This is a genomic window from Vibrio sp. ZOR0018, from assembly GCF_963865925.1.
In the GTDB taxonomy this organism is placed as follows: domain Bacteria; phylum Pseudomonadota; class Gammaproteobacteria; order Enterobacterales; family Vibrionaceae; genus Vibrio; species Vibrio anguillarum.
On sequence record NZ_CAWMCN010000123.1, the window covers coordinates 37,481 to 54,154 of the forward strand.

The window sequence follows — 16,674 nt, forward strand, 5'->3', positions numbered from 1 at the left end:
GCCGCCTACCTGCAACTCCAAGTTGTTTGGGTATATCAGCAGTAATAAATAAAATTCTATCTAGAGGTGCAGTGCACCTCTTTTCCATCTAATCAAGGTGAATGTGCGTTAAGTGCAGGTTTGATAAAAATGCGCTTGACCTTAGAGTTGACTCTAAGGTTTAAGCTTTGTGCATCAGAGAAGGAGAATCCTATGTGCACAAAACATGAAGCTTGCAGTACTACAAAAAATAGCATGGCAAACCCGCAGGCGGTGTCATGCTCTAGTCTTAAAATTACCGCGATTAGGGCTGCGGGCGTTGATTCAAATGAAGAGGGGTGCTGTGGGTCACAAGAGTGCACAAGCAATGATCCTGATGATGAACCCGCGCAGCTCACATCCGTTAAAACACAGTTTAACCAAAGCTGGAAAATTGAAGGGATGGATTGCCCATCTTGCGCACGTAAGGTTGAAACGGCGCTTAAAAAAGTGGGTAATGTGATCGACGCCAAAGTGCTGTTTGCCACTGAAAAATTGGTGGTCAAGTTTAATACCGAAGAGGCAGCGCTTGAAATAGAGCAAGCGGTTCGTAACGCGGGTTTTACGGCTCACCGCATTGATGCGGCTAATCCAGTTTCTGCCCCCATTCGTAGCGATTGGAAGTCGGTCATAAAACAGAACGCGCAGATCCTCTCCATTGCTGGCGCTATGATACTCGCCGCTATTGTGCAGCCTTATTTCCCTCAAATCAGCGATGGGATGTTCATTTTGACCTGCCTTGCCGGTTTGTATCCTATCGGTAAAAAAGCGATTCAACTGGCACGCTCAGGCACACCTTTTGCGATTGAAACCTTAATGAGCGTTGCGGCGCTCGGAGCGCTCTATCTTGGTGAAACGGTTGAAGCAGCGATGGTGCTATTACTCTTCCTCATCGGAGAGCGGCTAGAAGCTTTTGCCGCTTCTAAAGCGCGTAGCGGTGTACAAGCTTTAATGGCACTGGTGCCTGAAACGGCAACAAAAATTGTGGCAGGAGAACGCATCACGGTGGCGGCACATGAGCTAAAACCGGGGGATGTAGTGGAAGTTTCTCCCGGCTCTCGGCTACCTGCGGATGGTCAATTGCACGAAGCGTCGGCCAGCTTTGATGAGAGCGCGTTAACGGGCGAATCACTGCCTGTCGAACGCTATCAAGGTGACAGTGTCATGGCGGGTGCTGTGGTCGCGGATCAGGTGGTGCGTTTCACCATCACCTCCAAACAGGGTGAAAACGCGATTGACCGCATTTTGCATCTGATTGAAGAAGCGGAATCTCGCAAAGCGCCGTTAGAACGTTTTCTTGATAAATTTAGTCGTTGGTATACCCCATTAATGATGTTGGTTTCATTAGCCGTGGTTGTGATACCGCCGACACTGTTTGCGCAGCCATGGGAAACATGGGTTTACCGTGGCTTAGCCTTACTGCTGATTGCTTGTCCATGTGCGTTGGTTATCTCAACTCCGGCGGCCATTACTTCTGGCCTTGCCGCAGCGGCGCGTCGTGGTGCACTGATCAAAGGGGGCGCGGCGCTCGAACAGCTTGGAAAAATAGAGAGTATTGCTTTTGATAAAACGGGTACTTTGACCAAAGGTAAACCGGAAGTTACGGATGTGGTTGCGCTCAATGGCTGGGATGAAGAGCAATTGTTGCGCTATGTCGCAGCGGTTGAAATGGGCTCGAGCCATCCTCTGGCAACCTCTTTAGTGAAAAAAGTGCAAGCGATGGCTTTGCCCATTCCAGAAGCGATAGAGAAGCGAGCGTTAGTTGGCAGTGGGGTTTCGGGGGTTGTGGAGGGGAAATCACTGCGCGTATTAGCGCCAAGCAAAGCGAATGTTCCGTTTTCTGATGCATTTAGCGCGCAAGTGGAAGCGCTAGAGACGCAAGGCAAAACAGTGGTGGTGGTTTTTGAGCAAGAGAACATTGTCGGTTTAATCGCATGGCAAGATACCTTGCGTGAAGATGCCAAAGCCGCCATTGAAGCACTGCGCCGTTTGGGGATCGATACTATTATGCTCACTGGCGATAACCCTAGAAGCGCTGCGACGATGAGTGCTCAATTAGGGATAGATTTCAAAGCCAGTTTATTACCGCAAGATAAAGTGGAATACATTCAACAGTTGGCGCAACAAAAACAAGTGGCGATGGTCGGGGATGGCATTAATGATGCACCAGCAATGAAAGCAGCCAGCATTGGTATTGCGATGGGGGGTGGTACCGATGTTGCGTTGGAAACGGCCGATGCGGCAATTACTCATAATCGATTGGTCGAGCTCGCCACCATGATCGAGCTATCACAAGCAACCCTCGCCAATATTCGCCAGAATGTCACGCTAGCGCTAGGCTTAAAAAGTATCTTTTTAGTCACGAGTTTACTCGGTATTACGGGCTTATGGGTAGCGGTGCTGGCCGATAGTGGAGCTACCGCGTTAGTGACGCTCAATGCGTTGCGTCTATTGAAATTTAAAAAATAGTCCGAGACTAAAAACTAAAAACTAAAAACCAAAAAGCTCAGCAAGGCATGGCGGGTCGTTATCTCTCATGCCTGTTGGGTTTGCACCCTATTGTGGTAATAGTGTGAAATGCGTCGATATTGCGCTTGTATTTTGTTATGCAGTGTTGGAAATCATCTTTTAGGGGTGGGTGTTATTTCATCAATCTTGCTGTTTTTTGTGATGCAAACCGTTTTTATGAGAATGTGTTCGTTACATTGCGTCATTCATTGTGAATTTGATCACTCTTTGTTGGCGCGTGGTCCGCTAGAGTAGCTGCATACCCGATGTATATCTATGAGCTGAACAAGCCGCAATAAGGAGTCACTTATGTCTCAAGCCGTTTTCCATCTAGGTGTTACCGAAGCCGATCTGAATGGTGCTACTTTGGCCATTATCCCTGGGGATCCAGCTCGCGTACAAAAAATCGCTGAAGAGATGGAAAATCCAGTCTTTCTTGCTAGCCACCGTGAATACACTGTGTACCGCGCAGAGTTAGACGGTAAGCCAGTCGTTGTTTGTTCTACTGGTATCGGTGGTCCTTCTACGTCTATTGCGGTTGAAGAGCTTGCTCAACTTGGCGTGTGTACTTTCCTACGCGTAGGTACTACTGGTGCAATCCAACCTCATGTCAATGTGGGTGATATGATTGTCAGCACAGGTTCGGTTCGCCTTGACGGTGCAAGTTTGCACTTTGCACCAATGGAATTCCCTGCTGTGGCTGATTTCGATGTCGCCACTGCAATGAAAGCGGCTGTAGTTGAAAGTGGTGCAACCGTGCACATGGGCGTTACCGCATCAAGTGATACTTTCTACCCAGGCCAAGAGCGTTATGACACTTTCACTGGTCGTGTTGTGCGTCGTTTCCAAGGCTCGATGAAAGAGTGGCAAGATATGGGCGTATTGAACTTTGAGATGGAATCCGCCACTTTGCTAACCATGTGTGCGAGCTCAGGTTTGAAAGCAGGTTGTGTGGCTGGTGTGATCATCAACCGTACTCAAAAAGAGATCCCAGATCACGCGACACTCAAAGAGACCGAGGCTCGTTCAATCAAAGTGGTTGTCGAAGCTGCGCGTAAAATGCTGTAATTGAGTTCTGAATTTACACTGATGTATCTATGTACACGGTGAGTGATTAGGCCACTTTTGAATAAAGTGGCCTTTTTACTTTCTAAATAATCACCAGTCAAACAGTCACCAGCTAAACAATTACTCACTAAGCAATCGCCAATTTAGGCAACGGAATGTACAAGCTCTCGGTTAAGTCGCTGAGCATCTGGTCGTAAACGTGAGAGATGCTGAGTGAAATATCCGAAGTGATTTGGTACATCGCGCCAGCTTCTATTTGAAAGGCAGGATGATCATGCAGTTCGCTCAGGCTATGCAGCGCGGCTGAGCAGCTTGGCGAAGCTACCGTTAAAGGGCTGATTAAGGCGAGTTGATTCATCCTACGCCTGACAACCTCACTATAATGCTGCAAGCGTATGCGGCCATCTTGAGTATCCATTTCATCAATGCTGATGCGCAACTGAGTTAGCGCGTCCATCGCATCAATGACCTGTTGCCAATTAATATGGTATTCATCGCTGAGATCTTCGCGGTTGGATTCCACCAACCAAGCCAGTATCACCTCATCCATTAAGAACATACAGTGACGAATTATTTTACCATGCATCATTTGGTTACGAGCCACAGAGCGCTCTGGCCACTCCTTCATGAGTGCTTTAAGCTTAATTTGCAGCACACGGTACATTGGTTTGTTGTCAAAATGTGCGATAGCAATTAAGTGATTACTTTTTTCGTATAGCGTATCTTGCAATTCATTCAACTCAGTGTCGCGTCTTTGACCAGAGGCTAGCGTCTGATGGGTAATGTTACGGTGCTGACGGCATAAAAACAGTAGCTGGCGAAGGTCGATCAGCAGTTGATATTTACGTTGTAATGTGGATTCACGCTGTTTTGCCAGATAAAACATCAGCCACAATATACCGATAGAGATAAGCATTGAGATAAAAACAAACATAACCAACTCCTTGTTAATGTTATACCAATCTAGAGTTAGCAGGGTTAATGCCAGTTTTTTATTTGTTTAAATTCAATTGTTTATGTATTTTTGCGTTGAAGTGATGCATCTTATTGGTGCATTTTGAACTAAAAGTGTGAGCTGGATCGATTTTGAGCAGTATGGTGATAAAAAATCCCCAACACAGAGTGTGTTGGGGATGCTATCGTGAAGATTGATGTATTACAGGATGCGCATGCCAGCTTGAGCACCTTCATGTGGCTCAAGAATCCATAGCTCGCTGCCACCAGGGCCTGCGGCTAAGATCATGCCTTCTGACATACCAAACTTCATTTTACGCGGTTTGAGGTTCGCTACCATGACAGTGTACTTGCCTACTAACTCTTCGGGTGAATAAGCGGCTTTAATACCTGAAAACACTTGGCGAGTTTCGCCACCAATATCCAATTGGAATTTGAGCAATTTGTCCGCTTTTGGCACCGCTTCGCAAGCGATGATCTTAGCAACGCGTAAGTCCACTTTAGCAAAATCATCAAATTCGATTTCAGTTGCAATAGGGTCTTTACTTAGCTCAGTTTCAACTGTGGTTGGTTGCGCGCTCTCAATCGCGGCTTTTTCTGCTGCCGCTTCTTCTTTAGACGCTTCAATCATCGCTTCAACGTGTTTCGGATCAATACGATTAAACAGCGCTTTGAATGGCGTGAGCGTATGGCTTGTTAACGGTGTTTGTACGCCTTCCCAAGTGAGTTCTTGGTTTAAGAATGCTTCGGTGCGCGCCGCTAGTGCTGGCATCACAGGTTTTAAGTAAGTCATTAACACGCGGAATAGGTTGATACCCACTGAGCAAATGTCTTGTAGCTCTTGCTCTTGACCTTCTTGTTTAGCCACAACCCAAGGCGCTTTTTCATCCACGTATTGGTTCGCTTTGTCCGCCAATGCGGTGATTTCACGAATGGCACGGTTAAATTCACGGCTTTCGTAAAGATCAGCAATGCGATCCGCTGCAGCGGCAAATTCTGCGTACAGCTCTGGTTCGGCAAAGGTTGCAGACAACTGATTTTCAAAACGTTTGGTGATGAAGCCTGCATTACGCGATGCCAGGTTGACGATTTTATTGACCACATCGGCGTTCACACGTTGGGTGAAATCTTCAAGGTTCAAATCAAGATCGTCGATGCGGCTATTGAGTTTTGCGGCGTAGTAATAGCGTAAGCATTCTGGGTCTAGGTGGTTTAAGTAAGTGCTTGCTTTGACAAACGTTCCTTTAGACTTCGACATCTTCGCGCCATTGACTGTGACATAACCGTGTACGAAGACGTTATTAGGCTTACGGAAACCACTGCCATCAAGCATCGCTGGCCAGAATAGGCTGTGGAAGTAAACAATATCTTTACCGATGAAATGGTACAGTTCGGTTTTACTTTCTTTATTCCAGTATTCGTCAAAGTCTAAGTCATCGCGTTTGTTACATAGGTTTTTAAATGAACCCATGTAGCCGATAGGCGCGTCTAACCACACGTAGAAGAATTTGTTCTTTTCGCCGGGGATTTCAAAGCCAAAGTATGGCGCATCACGTGAAATATCCCACTGTTGCAGGCCGCCTTCGAACCACTCTTGCATTTTATTGGCGGTTTCTGTTTGTAGCGAGCCAGAGCGAGTCCACTCTTTGAGCATGCTTTCAAATTGAGGAAGGTCAAAGAAGAAATGCTCGGAATCCTTCATTACTGGCGTCGCGCCAGAAACGGCCGATTTCGGGTTGATAAGCTCTGTTGGGCTATAGGTTTCGCCACACGCATCGCAGTTATCACCGTATTGATCTTCTGACTTACATTTTGGGCAAGTGCCTTTCACGAAGCGATCAGGCAAGAACATCTCTTTTTCTGGGTCAAACAGCTGAGAAATGGTGCGGCTTGAAATGAAGCCATTTTTTTTCAGCTCAAGATAAATGTGAGAAGCCAGTTCGCGGTTCTCTTCGCTGTGAGTGCTGTGATAATTGTCAAAGCTGATATCAAAACCTGCAAAATCTTTTTGGTGCTCTTCACTTACTGCGGCGATCATCTCTTCAGGTGTAATACCCATCTGTTGTGCTTTAAGCATAATTGGCGTGCCGTGAGCATCGTCTGCACAGATGAAGTTTACAGTGTTGCCGCGTAGGCGTTGGTAACGAACCCAAATGTCAGCTTGGATATGCTCAAGCATATGACCAAGGTGGATCGAACCGTTAGCGTACGGAAGGGCACAAGTTACCAGCAGTTTCCTTGAAGAAACGTTTCTTGGGTCAGTCGCCATACTTAATATTCGCTTTTTTGATAGGTATGAAAAATAGAGACCAATACTACCTTATGCAGCGAGCGACTCCAAGGCGTGAGCCTAAGGAATCCCGCAACTTTTTTGGGGTTCAGTCTGACAATAGAGAGTGATAGCATGAGCAAAAAGGAGAAGCTATGCAGCCGTTCACATCTAAACAAGATTTTTGCGATTGGTTAAACCAATTTGAACACCCTCATCTTATTGCGGGGTGGGCAAACCAGCCTCATTGGGTTTCGGTTACAACAGCGGGACGTTTGACGGTTCATATTCCATTTGCCGCTAAAAATCTGCTGAATGAGCTTTCCGAATGGGTCGTCTCCAAGCAGCAAACCGATGCGCTTGCTCCATTCAGTGTTGAGATAATCATTGCGCCGAAAGCGCTAGCGACGACGGTCGCTCATAGTGTTAATGGTGTTAAAAATATTATTGCGGTGACTTCAGCCAAAGGGGGCGTCGGCAAATCAACCACCGCCGTCAATCTTGCTCTAGCCATTGCTCAATCTGGGGCGAAAGTTGGCTTGTTGGATGCGGATATTTATGGCCCTTCAGTACCGATGATGCTTGGCAAGCAAGAAGCAAAGCCAGATGTGCGTGATAATAAGTGGATGCAGCCCGTTGAGGCATTTGGCATTTTCAGCCATTCGATTGGCTATTTGGTTGATAAATCTGAAGCGGCGATTTGGCGCGGGCCGATGGCATCGAAAGCACTGGCGCAACTGCTCAATGAAACCGAGTGGCCAGATGTGGATTATCTGGTCATCGACATGCCACCGGGGACAGGTGATATTCAACTCACCTTGTCACAACAAATTCCGGTAACGGGCGCGGTGATCGTCACCACTCCGCAAGATCTGGCACTAGCGGATGCGCGCAAAGGGGCGGCCATGTTCGAAAAAGTCGACGTTCCGGTTATCGGGCTTATTGAAAATATGAGCTATCACATCTGCAGTCATTGTGGAGAGAAAGAGCATATCTTTGGTGTCGGTGGCGCGCAGAAACTGGCCAGTGAATATGGGTTGGCGCTGCTTGCACAAATTCCTCTGCACATTGCCCTGCGTGAAGACATCGACCAAGGTCGTCCTACCGTGGTTGCTCAACCAGAAAGTGAGCATACACAGCGTTATCTTCAACTGGCGGAACGAGTCTGTTCAAGCCTATATTGGCAAGGAAAGCCTAAGCCAGATGCAATCAGTTTTACATTGGTAGACTAGTGTTGGTCCACAGTGCTATGAAAGTAGCACTGCGGTGATCTCTTCTGAAATACGACGAAAACGTTTGCTTGGTAGTTTGTTATTCAAACCTCTTCCAAAGTCTCAATCGAGACTGGTATCAGGTGGTTGAAGTCCCTATAATCGGGCAGTTTATCTATTTTCATCACCAAACTATCACCGGGTGCAAAAATAATGTCTGAGAATAATCAATGCGTCATCGTAGGTATTGCTGGCGCTTCAGCTTCTGGAAAAAGCCTGATTGCGAGTACGATTTATAACGAACTTCGTGCCAAAGTAGGCGACCACCAAATTGGTGTGATTACGGAAGATTGCTATTACAACGACCAAAGCCATCTCAGTATGGAAGAGCGCGTTAAGACAAACTATGACCACCCGAATGCACTTGACCATGATCTACTTTGCCAACATTTAGAACAATTAACCCGTGGCGAAGCGGTTGAAGTGCCAGAGTACAGCTACACTGAGCATACTCGCACCGCGAATACAACGCTATTAACACCCAAGAAAGTGATTATTTTAGAAGGTATTTTACTGCTGACAGACCCACGTTTACGTGACTTAATGCATGCGACCGTATTTATGGACACTCCGCTGGATATCTGTTTATTACGCCGAGTGAAGCGTGATGTAGAAGAGCGTGGCCGCACCATGGATTCGGTATTGAAGCAATACCAAAAAACGGTTCGCCCTATGTTTATGCAGTTTATCGAACCGTCAAAACAGTACGCGGACATTATCGTTCCTCGTGGCGGTAAAAACCGTATCGCCATTGATGTATTAAAAGCCCACATCGCGAAATTGTTGAAATCTTAACTTTTGTGGTCTTTATTTTTAAGCAGACAAGTGGCACTTTAGGTGCCACTTTCTTTTTCTAATTAAGCAAGGAAAAAGCTGATGAAAAAACTGTTTCTTTTCATTGCCATTATTATCGGTGCGTTAATCGCTGCCGCGCTCGCACTTGTCCTGTTGGTCAATCCTAACCAATTTAAGCCCTTGATTGTAGAACAAGCCAAACAGAAAACGGGGTTGGACTTAGTCATTGAAGGAGATATCAGTTGGAGTTTCTTCCCTTCGCTTGGCTTTGAGCTGGGCAAAACTGAACTCAGAAACCCACAAGGTTTCAGCGCTCCAAACCTGTTTAAAGTCGATCAAGTTGGTATTGAAATTTCGGTGATGCCATTGCTGGATAAGCAACTGGAAATTGGCAACATCCGCCTAAATGGTGCTGAGTTCCATCTTGAAACCCTTAAAGATGGCCGTTCAAACTTAGATAGCTTAACTCAAGCCGCGCCTCAACCAGCCGCCTCTTCCGCCGTAAACGAAACAAAACCAGCACAAGAAGAGACAAGCAGCGTCAATGCGAGCAACCCTGTTCAAGAGTGGACGATTAACTTAGCGGGCGTTAGCGTCGAAAACGCATTACTGGAAATACAAGACCGCAAAGTCGGTACACATACCAAGCTGTATGACGTGGCGGTCAATCTTTCAGAGTTTGCGGTGGATAAATGGACGTCAGCGACTTTTGCCGCCAAAGGTAAAAATAATCAACAAAGCTTTGCCGCAGAAGGGCGAGCTGAATTCAAATTAGCCGCCAGTTTCAAGGATTATGCGCTGAAGAACGTTGTGCTTGATGCGAGCTTTAGTGACCCATCAAACCAGATTGATTCTGCGAAGATTGAATTAGCCACGTTCGAGTTTGATAAGAAGAATGCGCTGTCATTCAGCGTGAAAGGAAAGGTAGCGGATTTAAAACTTGATGCGAAGGGGAGTGCGCAACTGACTCTCGATAAAGCCATGAGCTTGGTGAAGATTGATACGCTGGTGCTGGATACCAATCTAGAAGGAACCAGTTTGCCACAAAGCCCAATGCAGATCGGTTTAACTTCGAACATTCATTTTGATCTCTCTAAAAACCAACTGGATGTCTTACTCAGTAAATTAACCGCAAATGCATTAGAATTTGATGGTGATGTCAAAGTGACGTTGGCTGAGATCCCTAAAATCCGCTTCAATATGCATAGCCCAAATATCGATTTGGATGAATTTTTAGGGCTTGCGAATCCAGCAACGGCAAGCAGTACCGTGAGTGAAAGTAAGGCATCGTCAGGCTCAACGTCAGCAGCGCCTGCTACGGTGAGTGCTGAAGTGGAACCGGATCTCAGTGCATTAAAAACGTTGGATGTGCAAGGCAAGGTCACCATAGACAAGTTCAAAGCCAATAATGCTCGATTACAGAATGTGCAAACCAGCTTTAGTGTCGATCGTGGCATCGTGAATTTAACCTCATTCAGTGCCAACCTTTACCAAGGTACGATTCAGGCGACCGCTCAACTGGATGCAACCAAAGTACCTGCTACTTATAGCGCTAAAAAGAGCGTTAATGGAGTACAGGTGCTGCCGCTATTAAAAGATGTACTCAATAATGAGATGTTACAAGGTACGGGTAACATTGATGTGGATGTAAAGGGCCGCAGTTTGACGCCAACGGGCATTCAACAAAACCTTGTCGGAACCGTGAACATCAACTTTGCCGATGGTGCAGTCAACGGTATTAACGTCGCTCACCTTATCCGTAGCAATTACGCCAAAATTAAAGGTAAGAAAGTTGATGATGACCCAGTGAAGAAAACCGATTTTAGCGCCATGACCGCTACGCTGAAATTGAACAAAGGGGAAGTCACCACCAATAACCTCGCCATGCAATCACCACTGTTGCGTATTCGTGGTGAGGGTAAAGCGAATTATCTGCAACAAACGGTTGATTTTTTGGTGAGCACTTCTGTGGTGGGAACGCTAGAGGGGCAAGGTGGCAAAGACATCGATGAGCTGCGAGACGTCACGATTCCTATCAACATCTCAGGGCAATGGAGCGATCCTAAATTCAAATTGGTTTTTGATGATGTGTTAAGACAAAAAGCGGAAAAAGAGATTGACCGTGGCTTGGAAAAGCTCGGCGTTGAGATAAAAGACGAGAAAACCAAGAAAGCGGTTGATGGTTTATTAAAAAGTCTTTTTAAGTAATTTACTGGGTTGATTTCATTATGATTGATCAAGCCTCCTCAATTTAGAGGAGGCTTTTTTATCACCAGTCGATGCCTTTTCGTGCTTTGATGCCCGACTCAAATGCGTGTTTCACATTTTTGACTTCCGACACCGTATCGGCGATTTCAATCAAGCTGCGGTGTGCTCCTCGGCCCGTGATCACCACCGACTGCATTGCTGGCCGTGTTGTTAAGGCTTCAATCACTTCGTCTAATTCGATATATCCATAGCTCACCATGTAGGTCAGCTCATCAAACAACACCACATCAATCGACTCATCTTTAAGCATGCGTTTGCACTCTTGCCAAACCCCTTGCGCCGCTGCGGTATCGGCTTCTTTGTTTTGTGTTTCCCAAGTAAAGCCCGTCGCCATGACTTGAAATTCGACGCCCAGTTTTTCAAGCAGATTACGTTCACCGTTTTCCCAGGTTCCTTTAATGAACTGGGCTACCGAACATTTCAAACCGTGGCCAATAGCGCGCGCAATGGTGCCAAAACCTGAAGTAGATTTCCCTTTGCCATTGCCGGTAATGATCAATAACAACCCTTTCTCTTGCTGGGCCGCGGCAATTCGTGCATCGACTTGCTCTTTTACTTTCTGTTGTCTCGCTTTATGGCGTTCATTTTTAATTTCTTCAGTCGACATGCTCAATCCTGTTCATTAATAGCGTTGCCGCTATCATAGCTCAACTACTCGGCAGCAAAAACCATCGAAATTACAAGGAATAAAAAAGCCAGAGCAGTGCTCTGGCCTTCTGGAGTGTTTCTAATGAGTTTAGAAGCGGTAATTGGCTTGTGCGCCGATAAGCCAAACATTACCCGTCGTTGTACCAGAAAATTGGCCTCCAACGGCTTGCGCTGCATCATCTGAAGCATAACCACGAGATTCCACAATGTTGGCATCTTTGGCAAAAATGTAAGTAAAGCCAGTGTCTACGGTGAATTGTTCCGTGAAGGCATACTCCGCACCAACGCTTAACCAAGTTCGATCAGTTTCAGGGATGGTAATGGTACGGTTTTTATCGTTAACTGCCGCCATATCGTAAGCAATGCCTGTACGCAGTGCTAATTTTGCATCGACTTGGTAAGTAGCACCCAGAGCAAAACGGTAATTGTCTTCCCAGTTTTCTTCTTTAACCATCACTGAGCCAAGAGTGTTTAAATCCGCTTCAAGCTTTTCGAAACTGCTCCAATCGGTCCAGTTAATACTGGCATGTAGTGCCAACTGTTCATTTAGTTGGTGGTAGCTAGCCAGTTCAGCGGTGGCAGGCATAGTGAGCATCATTGAACCTGTATCATTCACTACCTTGCCCGATTCTTTCGAAAATATATTCGCTGTGCCAGTAAGCTTTAGGTCAACTTCTGATTTATAAGTAAAGCCTATGCGATTGCTATCATTGATCTGCCATGCCGTACCCACTTGCCAACCCCAAGCTTTATCTTCACCTTCCATGTACTTCAGTGTTGTACCTTGTGGAAGAGGCTTAGTTTGAGCCGGAGAGGTCGCACCGAAATGGCCTTCTCCAATCACATAACGAATGCCACCGCCAACGGTAACCGCATCAGTGAGTTGGTAGCCGATGTTGGCATTGACTTCCATTGTTTTAACCATCGCTTGATTACCAAAGTGGCTCGCGCTGAAATTATGGTCAAGCTCGGTCTCCATGCCATAGTTAGTACCGAGTGCTAAACCTAGTACCATTTTATCGTTCACTTGATGTGAGAGGTAAAAATTGGGGATGACGGCATCATTTGCGAAGTCATTTGAGCTTGCTTCTAATGCGCCGTTGATTTTTCCATTCACATCAACATTCGGATTAACGTAAATTGCACCAACAGAAATTTGCGTACCTTTCAAATAAGTCAGCATGGCAGGGTTACGCCATTGTGCACTGGCGTTATCAGCCATAGCCGCTTCACCGGCGTAAGCACGCCCAAGGCCCGTTGCAGAGTATTCTGCCAATTGGAAACCGGCGGCTTGAGATGCGTTTGATACGCTGAATAGCCCACATGCCACTGCAAGTGAAAGAAGAGTTTTATTTGATTTCATTATAATGTTCGCTGAAATATTTGAATTCGGTGTGGGGATTTTAAGGTTAGAGCTAATGCTTTAAAAATATAAAGCAGTGAATTTGTTGTTTTTGAAATTAAAATCCATTAAAGGCTTAATTATAAGCGTAATACTCTGCTTGTTATGAAAGTGTTTCTGATTTTTGGCGAACACTTGTAGTGTGGTTTAAGACCCCAAAGGTACAGTTGTTAGCTGAATTAGGCGAGGAGATGATATTACAAGCATTAAAAAGGGCTGGAAAACCAGCCCTTTATTGACGCTATGCTAATAAACGTTGCGCTTAGAAGCTGCGGCTATATTGTAAGCCGACTAGGATTGCATCTGCGTGAGTCGTTGCCGTCAAAACAGTACCAGCCGAATTCTCAGTCACTTGTACATCCTTACCAAGTAGGTAAGTGAAACCAAAGTCTACATTAGATCGCTCATCAACTTCGTAAGTAAAACCAGCAGAGAGCCATTGGCGATCTGAGTCTGGCACTGAGACTGAAGTTAAAGAATCTTGTGCGCTGGTGTCATACATATAACCAGCACGTAAAGTCCAATCGCTGTTTAGGTAGTAAGTTCCACCTATCGCATAGTGCCAACCATCTTGCCATTTATACTCTTTATCATAGCTACCATTAGTTAGAGCACCTACTGTTGAACGAGAAGAATCTAAATTTCTAAAATCAATTTTGTCGAATGAACTCCAACCAATCCATTGGACACTATAATGCACTGCAAACTGTGTCTCTTTGATTTTATGAAAACCAGAGAATTCAGCAATATCAGGCAATGGTAGGGTAATTTCTTGTCCATAATCGTCCTTAGCTGTGAATTCAGGACTGTAGTGGTATCCGAAGCCAAATCGATTATTTTCATCTAATTCATACACCGTACCCAAATTAAATCCGACCGCCCAGCCATCAGCTTTGTCGACATTTATTAATGAGGTTCCCTTAGCTGGAATAACCTTACTTCCAATTATCATTGTATTGGCAGGAAATCCCTCGCCTGTTGTACGCTTCATGGTGCCTTGACCATAAATTAAATCTAACCCGGCCCCTATACTCCATGATGAGTTTATACGGTATGAACCAGCCAAACCGAAATTAAAACTTTTAACATCGGTTAAGCCTCCATACTCTGCCGCAGGGTAGTTATCAGAAAATTCTGTTTTGGTACCAAAGTTAGTATAAGCGTTTACACCCCAAGCAAATTTATCGTCCACAGGAACAACTAGATGGATGTTTGGTGCAATGGATGTTCCGCCAACGTCATCAGTGTCTTCGATATCGATAGCGTTTTTGAAAACGCCTGTATATTGAGTGTTTTTTACATCAATCATCGTTGTGATGGATTCAAAGCCCAAAGAGAGTGAGGTTTCATCAAACAACGCCATTGCGGCAGGGTTACGAGCCATCACCGATGCGTTATCGGCAATAACAGCATCACCAGCGAATGCACGACCTAGGCCAGTCGCAGATTGTGCATTGAGCTGAAAGCCCGCTGCCAGTGCTTGTTGTGAAGCGAGAGCTACCGTTACGGCAAGTAACGATTTTTTAAACAGACGCGTCTTGTTCATGGTGCTTTTCCTTTTTGATTTCATCGCCTCTAATGGACGTTGTTTTTGAGCAAATGCTCAATTGGTGGCTGATACTAGAGGCAAGTATAGAAGATAGAAATCCGACCATTGTCTAATTGAATGATAAAATTGCAGAAATGATGTCTATTTGGCAGGAAAAAGGCGGAAAATGCTTATTTATAGAGTTTAAGCTCTACTTTTGTCTAGGAAACCTGGCCTGCATTATATACAGGCCAGGAATGGTTTTAATGGGAAGGTTTTAGCATAGGCATTAGTTTTTTAGCGATGTTCGTGACATCTTCGCCATTTTCACCGACAAGGATCAGGCTAGCATCACCGACGGGTTCGATGATTCCTGCCATGCCTTGCTCATTAAAGTTCACGGCTTGTTCACTGGCAATGCCTGTGAAAAAGAGCGTCACTTTCCCGCTTTCACCTTGAAAAACCATGTGCAGAGCGTTTGCCTTGCCAAACCCACAGTGGTTTAGGTAATAAACGTGGTAAGGGAAGTTACTGCTTAACTGATAAGCGAATGGCAGCATTTTGGCGTTGATCTGCGTTGAATTCACTTGTTCATCCAGTTGGTTGACAAAGCCTTCTTCATCAATGACGTGTTTGATGGCGGTGTCCATTAGGCTTGCCTGCGCTGGTGGAATGAGCACATTTCGCCAATTGATTTGGCCAACCAATAAACCAAACACAAAAGCAATCGATGCAGCCAATGTCATCGCTTGCTTGGCAAAAGTTGGGCGGATGACATTGCTTGCCATTGTGGTTTGACTAAATAGAATACGGTCTGCGAGATCGTCAGGCACGTCTACATTCATTGCAGTAGCAATCGTTGCATCTAAGCTCAATATGTCCTCTAGGAACTGACGATTAGTATCACTAGTGGATGCCGCTTGGATAATCTCTTGATCATGCTGTTTTGGATCGGACATAACTCGGCGGCGAAATTCTAATTCATCCATTTTGCTGCCCCTTATACGCTTCTGATGAATCCAATTGTTCTTTTAATTGATTACGAGCTCGAAACAGACGAGTCATGACCGTGTTCTTATTGAGTTCGAGGATCTCGCCAATTTCATCACCACTAAAACCACCAATGACTTGTAGGAAAAGAGGTTCGCGGTATTCAATATCCAGCTTCATTATCTGTGCCTGCAACCATTCTTGTTGATGATGAGGATCATCGTTGACTTTTACGTCACCGCTGTAGTCATCAATATCGACCAACTCAAACTGCTTGCGCTCAAAGCGGCGCGCGTTCTCGCGACGAAGAATAGTTATAAGCCACGATTTGGCCGCTTTCTCGTCGAGCAAACTATCGAGAGATTTCCAAGCCCTCAAGCAGGTTTCTTGGACTAAATCTTCAGCAATGCTTTTATCTTTACATAGCCAATAGGCATAACGAAAAAGATCTCGGTGATAAGCACGCACAAGCGTTTCATATTTTCTCTGTCTGTCAATATTACTATTGACCGGGCTGCTGGACTTTTTCTTTCCAAACATGGTTATTATCGACACATGAGTCTCCGTTTGCTCTGTGATTTCTTCTTTGTTTAGGCCATTTTATGGTCGTCTTGCGATGAATGCTTCGCGTATTCGTTCGCTTTCGATCCGTTCAAGTTGTTCGGTAATATCAATTCAAGCGTCGACGGCTTTTTAATTTCATAGTATGGAATAAATCAATATAAAATTGATCTACTTCAAAATCTCATAGCACGAAGTGGCTATAGTACACCTTGTCATCTCGTTAGTCATTGCGACTAACATGTTGAGCAAGATGACACTTCCTTTTGAAGGCTGACTTTACTTTCTCCTAATCAGGAAACTGATTATTTCAATTGGCGTAAGTTAATTGCTTTATATATTCCGACCACACATTATTGTGTGGTTTTTTTTTGCTTATATACCCTTCCTACTT

The 16,674-nt window shown here is 45.3% G+C and carries 12 protein-coding genes; 5 read left to right on the forward strand and 7 right to left on the reverse strand.

What is annotated here, in order from left to right; all coding sequences use genetic code 11:
• Positions 1 to 192 precede the first annotated feature (192 nt).
• Entirely contained in the window at positions 193 to 2,487 is a 2,295-nt protein-coding gene (locus AACR75_RS14570; RefSeq protein ID WP_047690710.1) for a zinc/cadmium/mercury/lead-transporting ATPase, read from the forward strand.
• 348 nt (positions 2,488 to 2,835) lie between these two features.
• Complete coding sequence (gene udp / locus AACR75_RS14575) at positions 2,836 to 3,594, forward strand: uridine phosphorylase (protein ID WP_047690713.1); 759 nt, start codon at positions 2,836 to 2,838, stop codon at positions 3,592 to 3,594.
• Between the two features lie 127 nt (positions 3,595 to 3,721).
• On the opposite strand, the gene AACR75_RS14580 is transcribed toward udp, so the two are convergent.
• Entirely contained in the window at positions 3,722 to 4,534 is an 813-nt protein-coding gene (locus AACR75_RS14580) for a hypothetical protein (RefSeq protein WP_013857254.1), read from the reverse strand.
• A gap of 216 nt (positions 4,535 to 4,750) precedes the next feature.
• A complete protein-coding gene (metG, locus tag AACR75_RS14585) occupies positions 4,751 to 6,817 on the reverse strand; it encodes a methionine--tRNA ligase (protein WP_047690715.1) in 2,067 nt (688 codons plus the stop codon).
• 155 nt (positions 6,818 to 6,972) lie between these two features.
• Between metG and apbC the strand changes: the two genes are divergently transcribed.
• From apbC to AACR75_RS14600, 3 genes are all read left to right on the forward strand, one after another.
• Positions 6,973 to 8,049 (forward strand): iron-sulfur cluster carrier protein ApbC, encoded by a 1,077-nt coding sequence (apbC, locus tag AACR75_RS14590; RefSeq protein ID WP_017048342.1) that lies wholly within the window; start codon positions 6,973 to 6,975, stop codon positions 8,047 to 8,049.
• Positions 8,050 to 8,241: 192 nt separating this feature from the next.
• Positions 8,242 to 8,883 carry a uridine kinase gene (udk, locus tag AACR75_RS14595; protein ID WP_010320672.1) on the forward strand — a complete coding sequence of 214 codons (642 nt, stop codon included), beginning with the start codon at positions 8,242 to 8,244 and terminating at the stop codon, positions 8,881 to 8,883.
• Positions 8,884 to 8,964: 81 nt separating this feature from the next.
• A complete protein-coding gene (locus AACR75_RS14600) occupies positions 8,965 to 11,091 on the forward strand; it encodes an AsmA family protein (RefSeq protein ID WP_047690718.1) in 2,127 nt (708 codons plus the stop codon).
• A 61-nt stretch (positions 11,092 to 11,152) separates the two neighbouring features.
• On the opposite strand, the gene cobO is transcribed toward AACR75_RS14600, so the two are convergent.
• The 5 genes from cobO to AACR75_RS14625 all read right to left on the reverse strand — a co-directional run bounded on the left by cobO (position 11,153) and on the right by AACR75_RS14625 (position 16,259).
• A complete protein-coding gene (cobO, locus tag AACR75_RS14605; protein ID WP_047690721.1) occupies positions 11,153 to 11,758 on the reverse strand; it encodes a cob(I)yrinic acid a,c-diamide adenosyltransferase in 606 nt (201 codons plus the stop codon).
• Between the two features lie 129 nt (positions 11,759 to 11,887).
• On the reverse strand, positions 11,888 to 13,162 hold the full coding sequence (locus AACR75_RS14610; RefSeq protein WP_047690723.1) for an outer membrane protein transport protein: 1,275 nt from the start codon (positions 13,160 to 13,162) through the stop codon (positions 11,888 to 11,890).
• Positions 13,163 to 13,463: 301 nt separating this feature from the next.
• A complete protein-coding gene (locus AACR75_RS14615; protein ID WP_026027727.1) occupies positions 13,464 to 14,747 on the reverse strand; it encodes an outer membrane protein transport protein in 1,284 nt (427 codons plus the stop codon).
• A gap of 245 nt (positions 14,748 to 14,992) precedes the next feature.
• Positions 14,993 to 15,718 (reverse strand): DUF3379 domain-containing protein, encoded by a 726-nt coding sequence (locus AACR75_RS14620; protein ID WP_017044335.1) that lies wholly within the window; start codon positions 15,716 to 15,718, stop codon positions 14,993 to 14,995.
• The gene (locus AACR75_RS14625) at positions 15,711 to 16,259 is read right to left on the reverse strand and encodes a sigma-70 family RNA polymerase sigma factor (protein ID WP_088717986.1); all 549 of its coding nucleotides are present in this window, start codon (positions 16,257 to 16,259) and stop codon (positions 15,711 to 15,713) included. Before AACR75_RS14625 ends, AACR75_RS14620 begins: the two co-directional genes overlap by 8 nt.
• Between the last annotated feature and the right edge of the window lie 415 nt (positions 16,260 to 16,674).

Coding starts and splice junctions, on each gene's coding strand:
- AACR75_RS14570 (WP_047690710.1), top strand. CDS start 193: ATGTGCACAAAACATGAAGCTTGCAGTACTACAAAAAATAGCATGGCA.
- udp (WP_047690713.1), top strand. CDS start 2,836: ATGTCTCAAGCCGTTTTCCATCTAGGTGTTACCGAAGCCGATCTGAAT.
- metG (WP_047690715.1), bottom strand. CDS start 6,817: ATGGCGACTGACCCAAGAAACGTTTCTTCAAGGAAACTGCTGGTAACT.
- apbC (WP_017048342.1), top strand. CDS start 6,973: ATGCAGCCGTTCACATCTAAACAAGATTTTTGCGATTGGTTAAACCAA.
- udk (WP_010320672.1), top strand. CDS start 8,242: ATGTCTGAGAATAATCAATGCGTCATCGTAGGTATTGCTGGCGCTTCA.
- AACR75_RS14600 (WP_047690718.1), top strand. CDS start 8,965: ATGAAAAAACTGTTTCTTTTCATTGCCATTATTATCGGTGCGTTAATC.
- cobO (WP_047690721.1), bottom strand. CDS start 11,758: ATGTCGACTGAAGAAATTAAAAATGAACGCCATAAAGCGAGACAACAG.
- AACR75_RS14610 (WP_047690723.1), bottom strand. CDS start 13,162: ATGAAATCAAATAAAACTCTTCTTTCACTTGCAGTGGCATGTGGGCTA.
- AACR75_RS14615 (WP_026027727.1), bottom strand. CDS start 14,747: ATGAACAAGACGCGTCTGTTTAAAAAATCGTTACTTGCCGTAACGGTA.
- AACR75_RS14620 (WP_017044335.1), bottom strand. CDS start 15,718: ATGGATGAATTAGAATTTCGCCGCCGAGTTATGTCCGATCCAAAACAG.
- AACR75_RS14625 (WP_088717986.1), bottom strand. CDS start 16,259: ATGTTTGGAAAGAAAAAGTCCAGCAGCCCGGTCAATAGTAATATTGAC.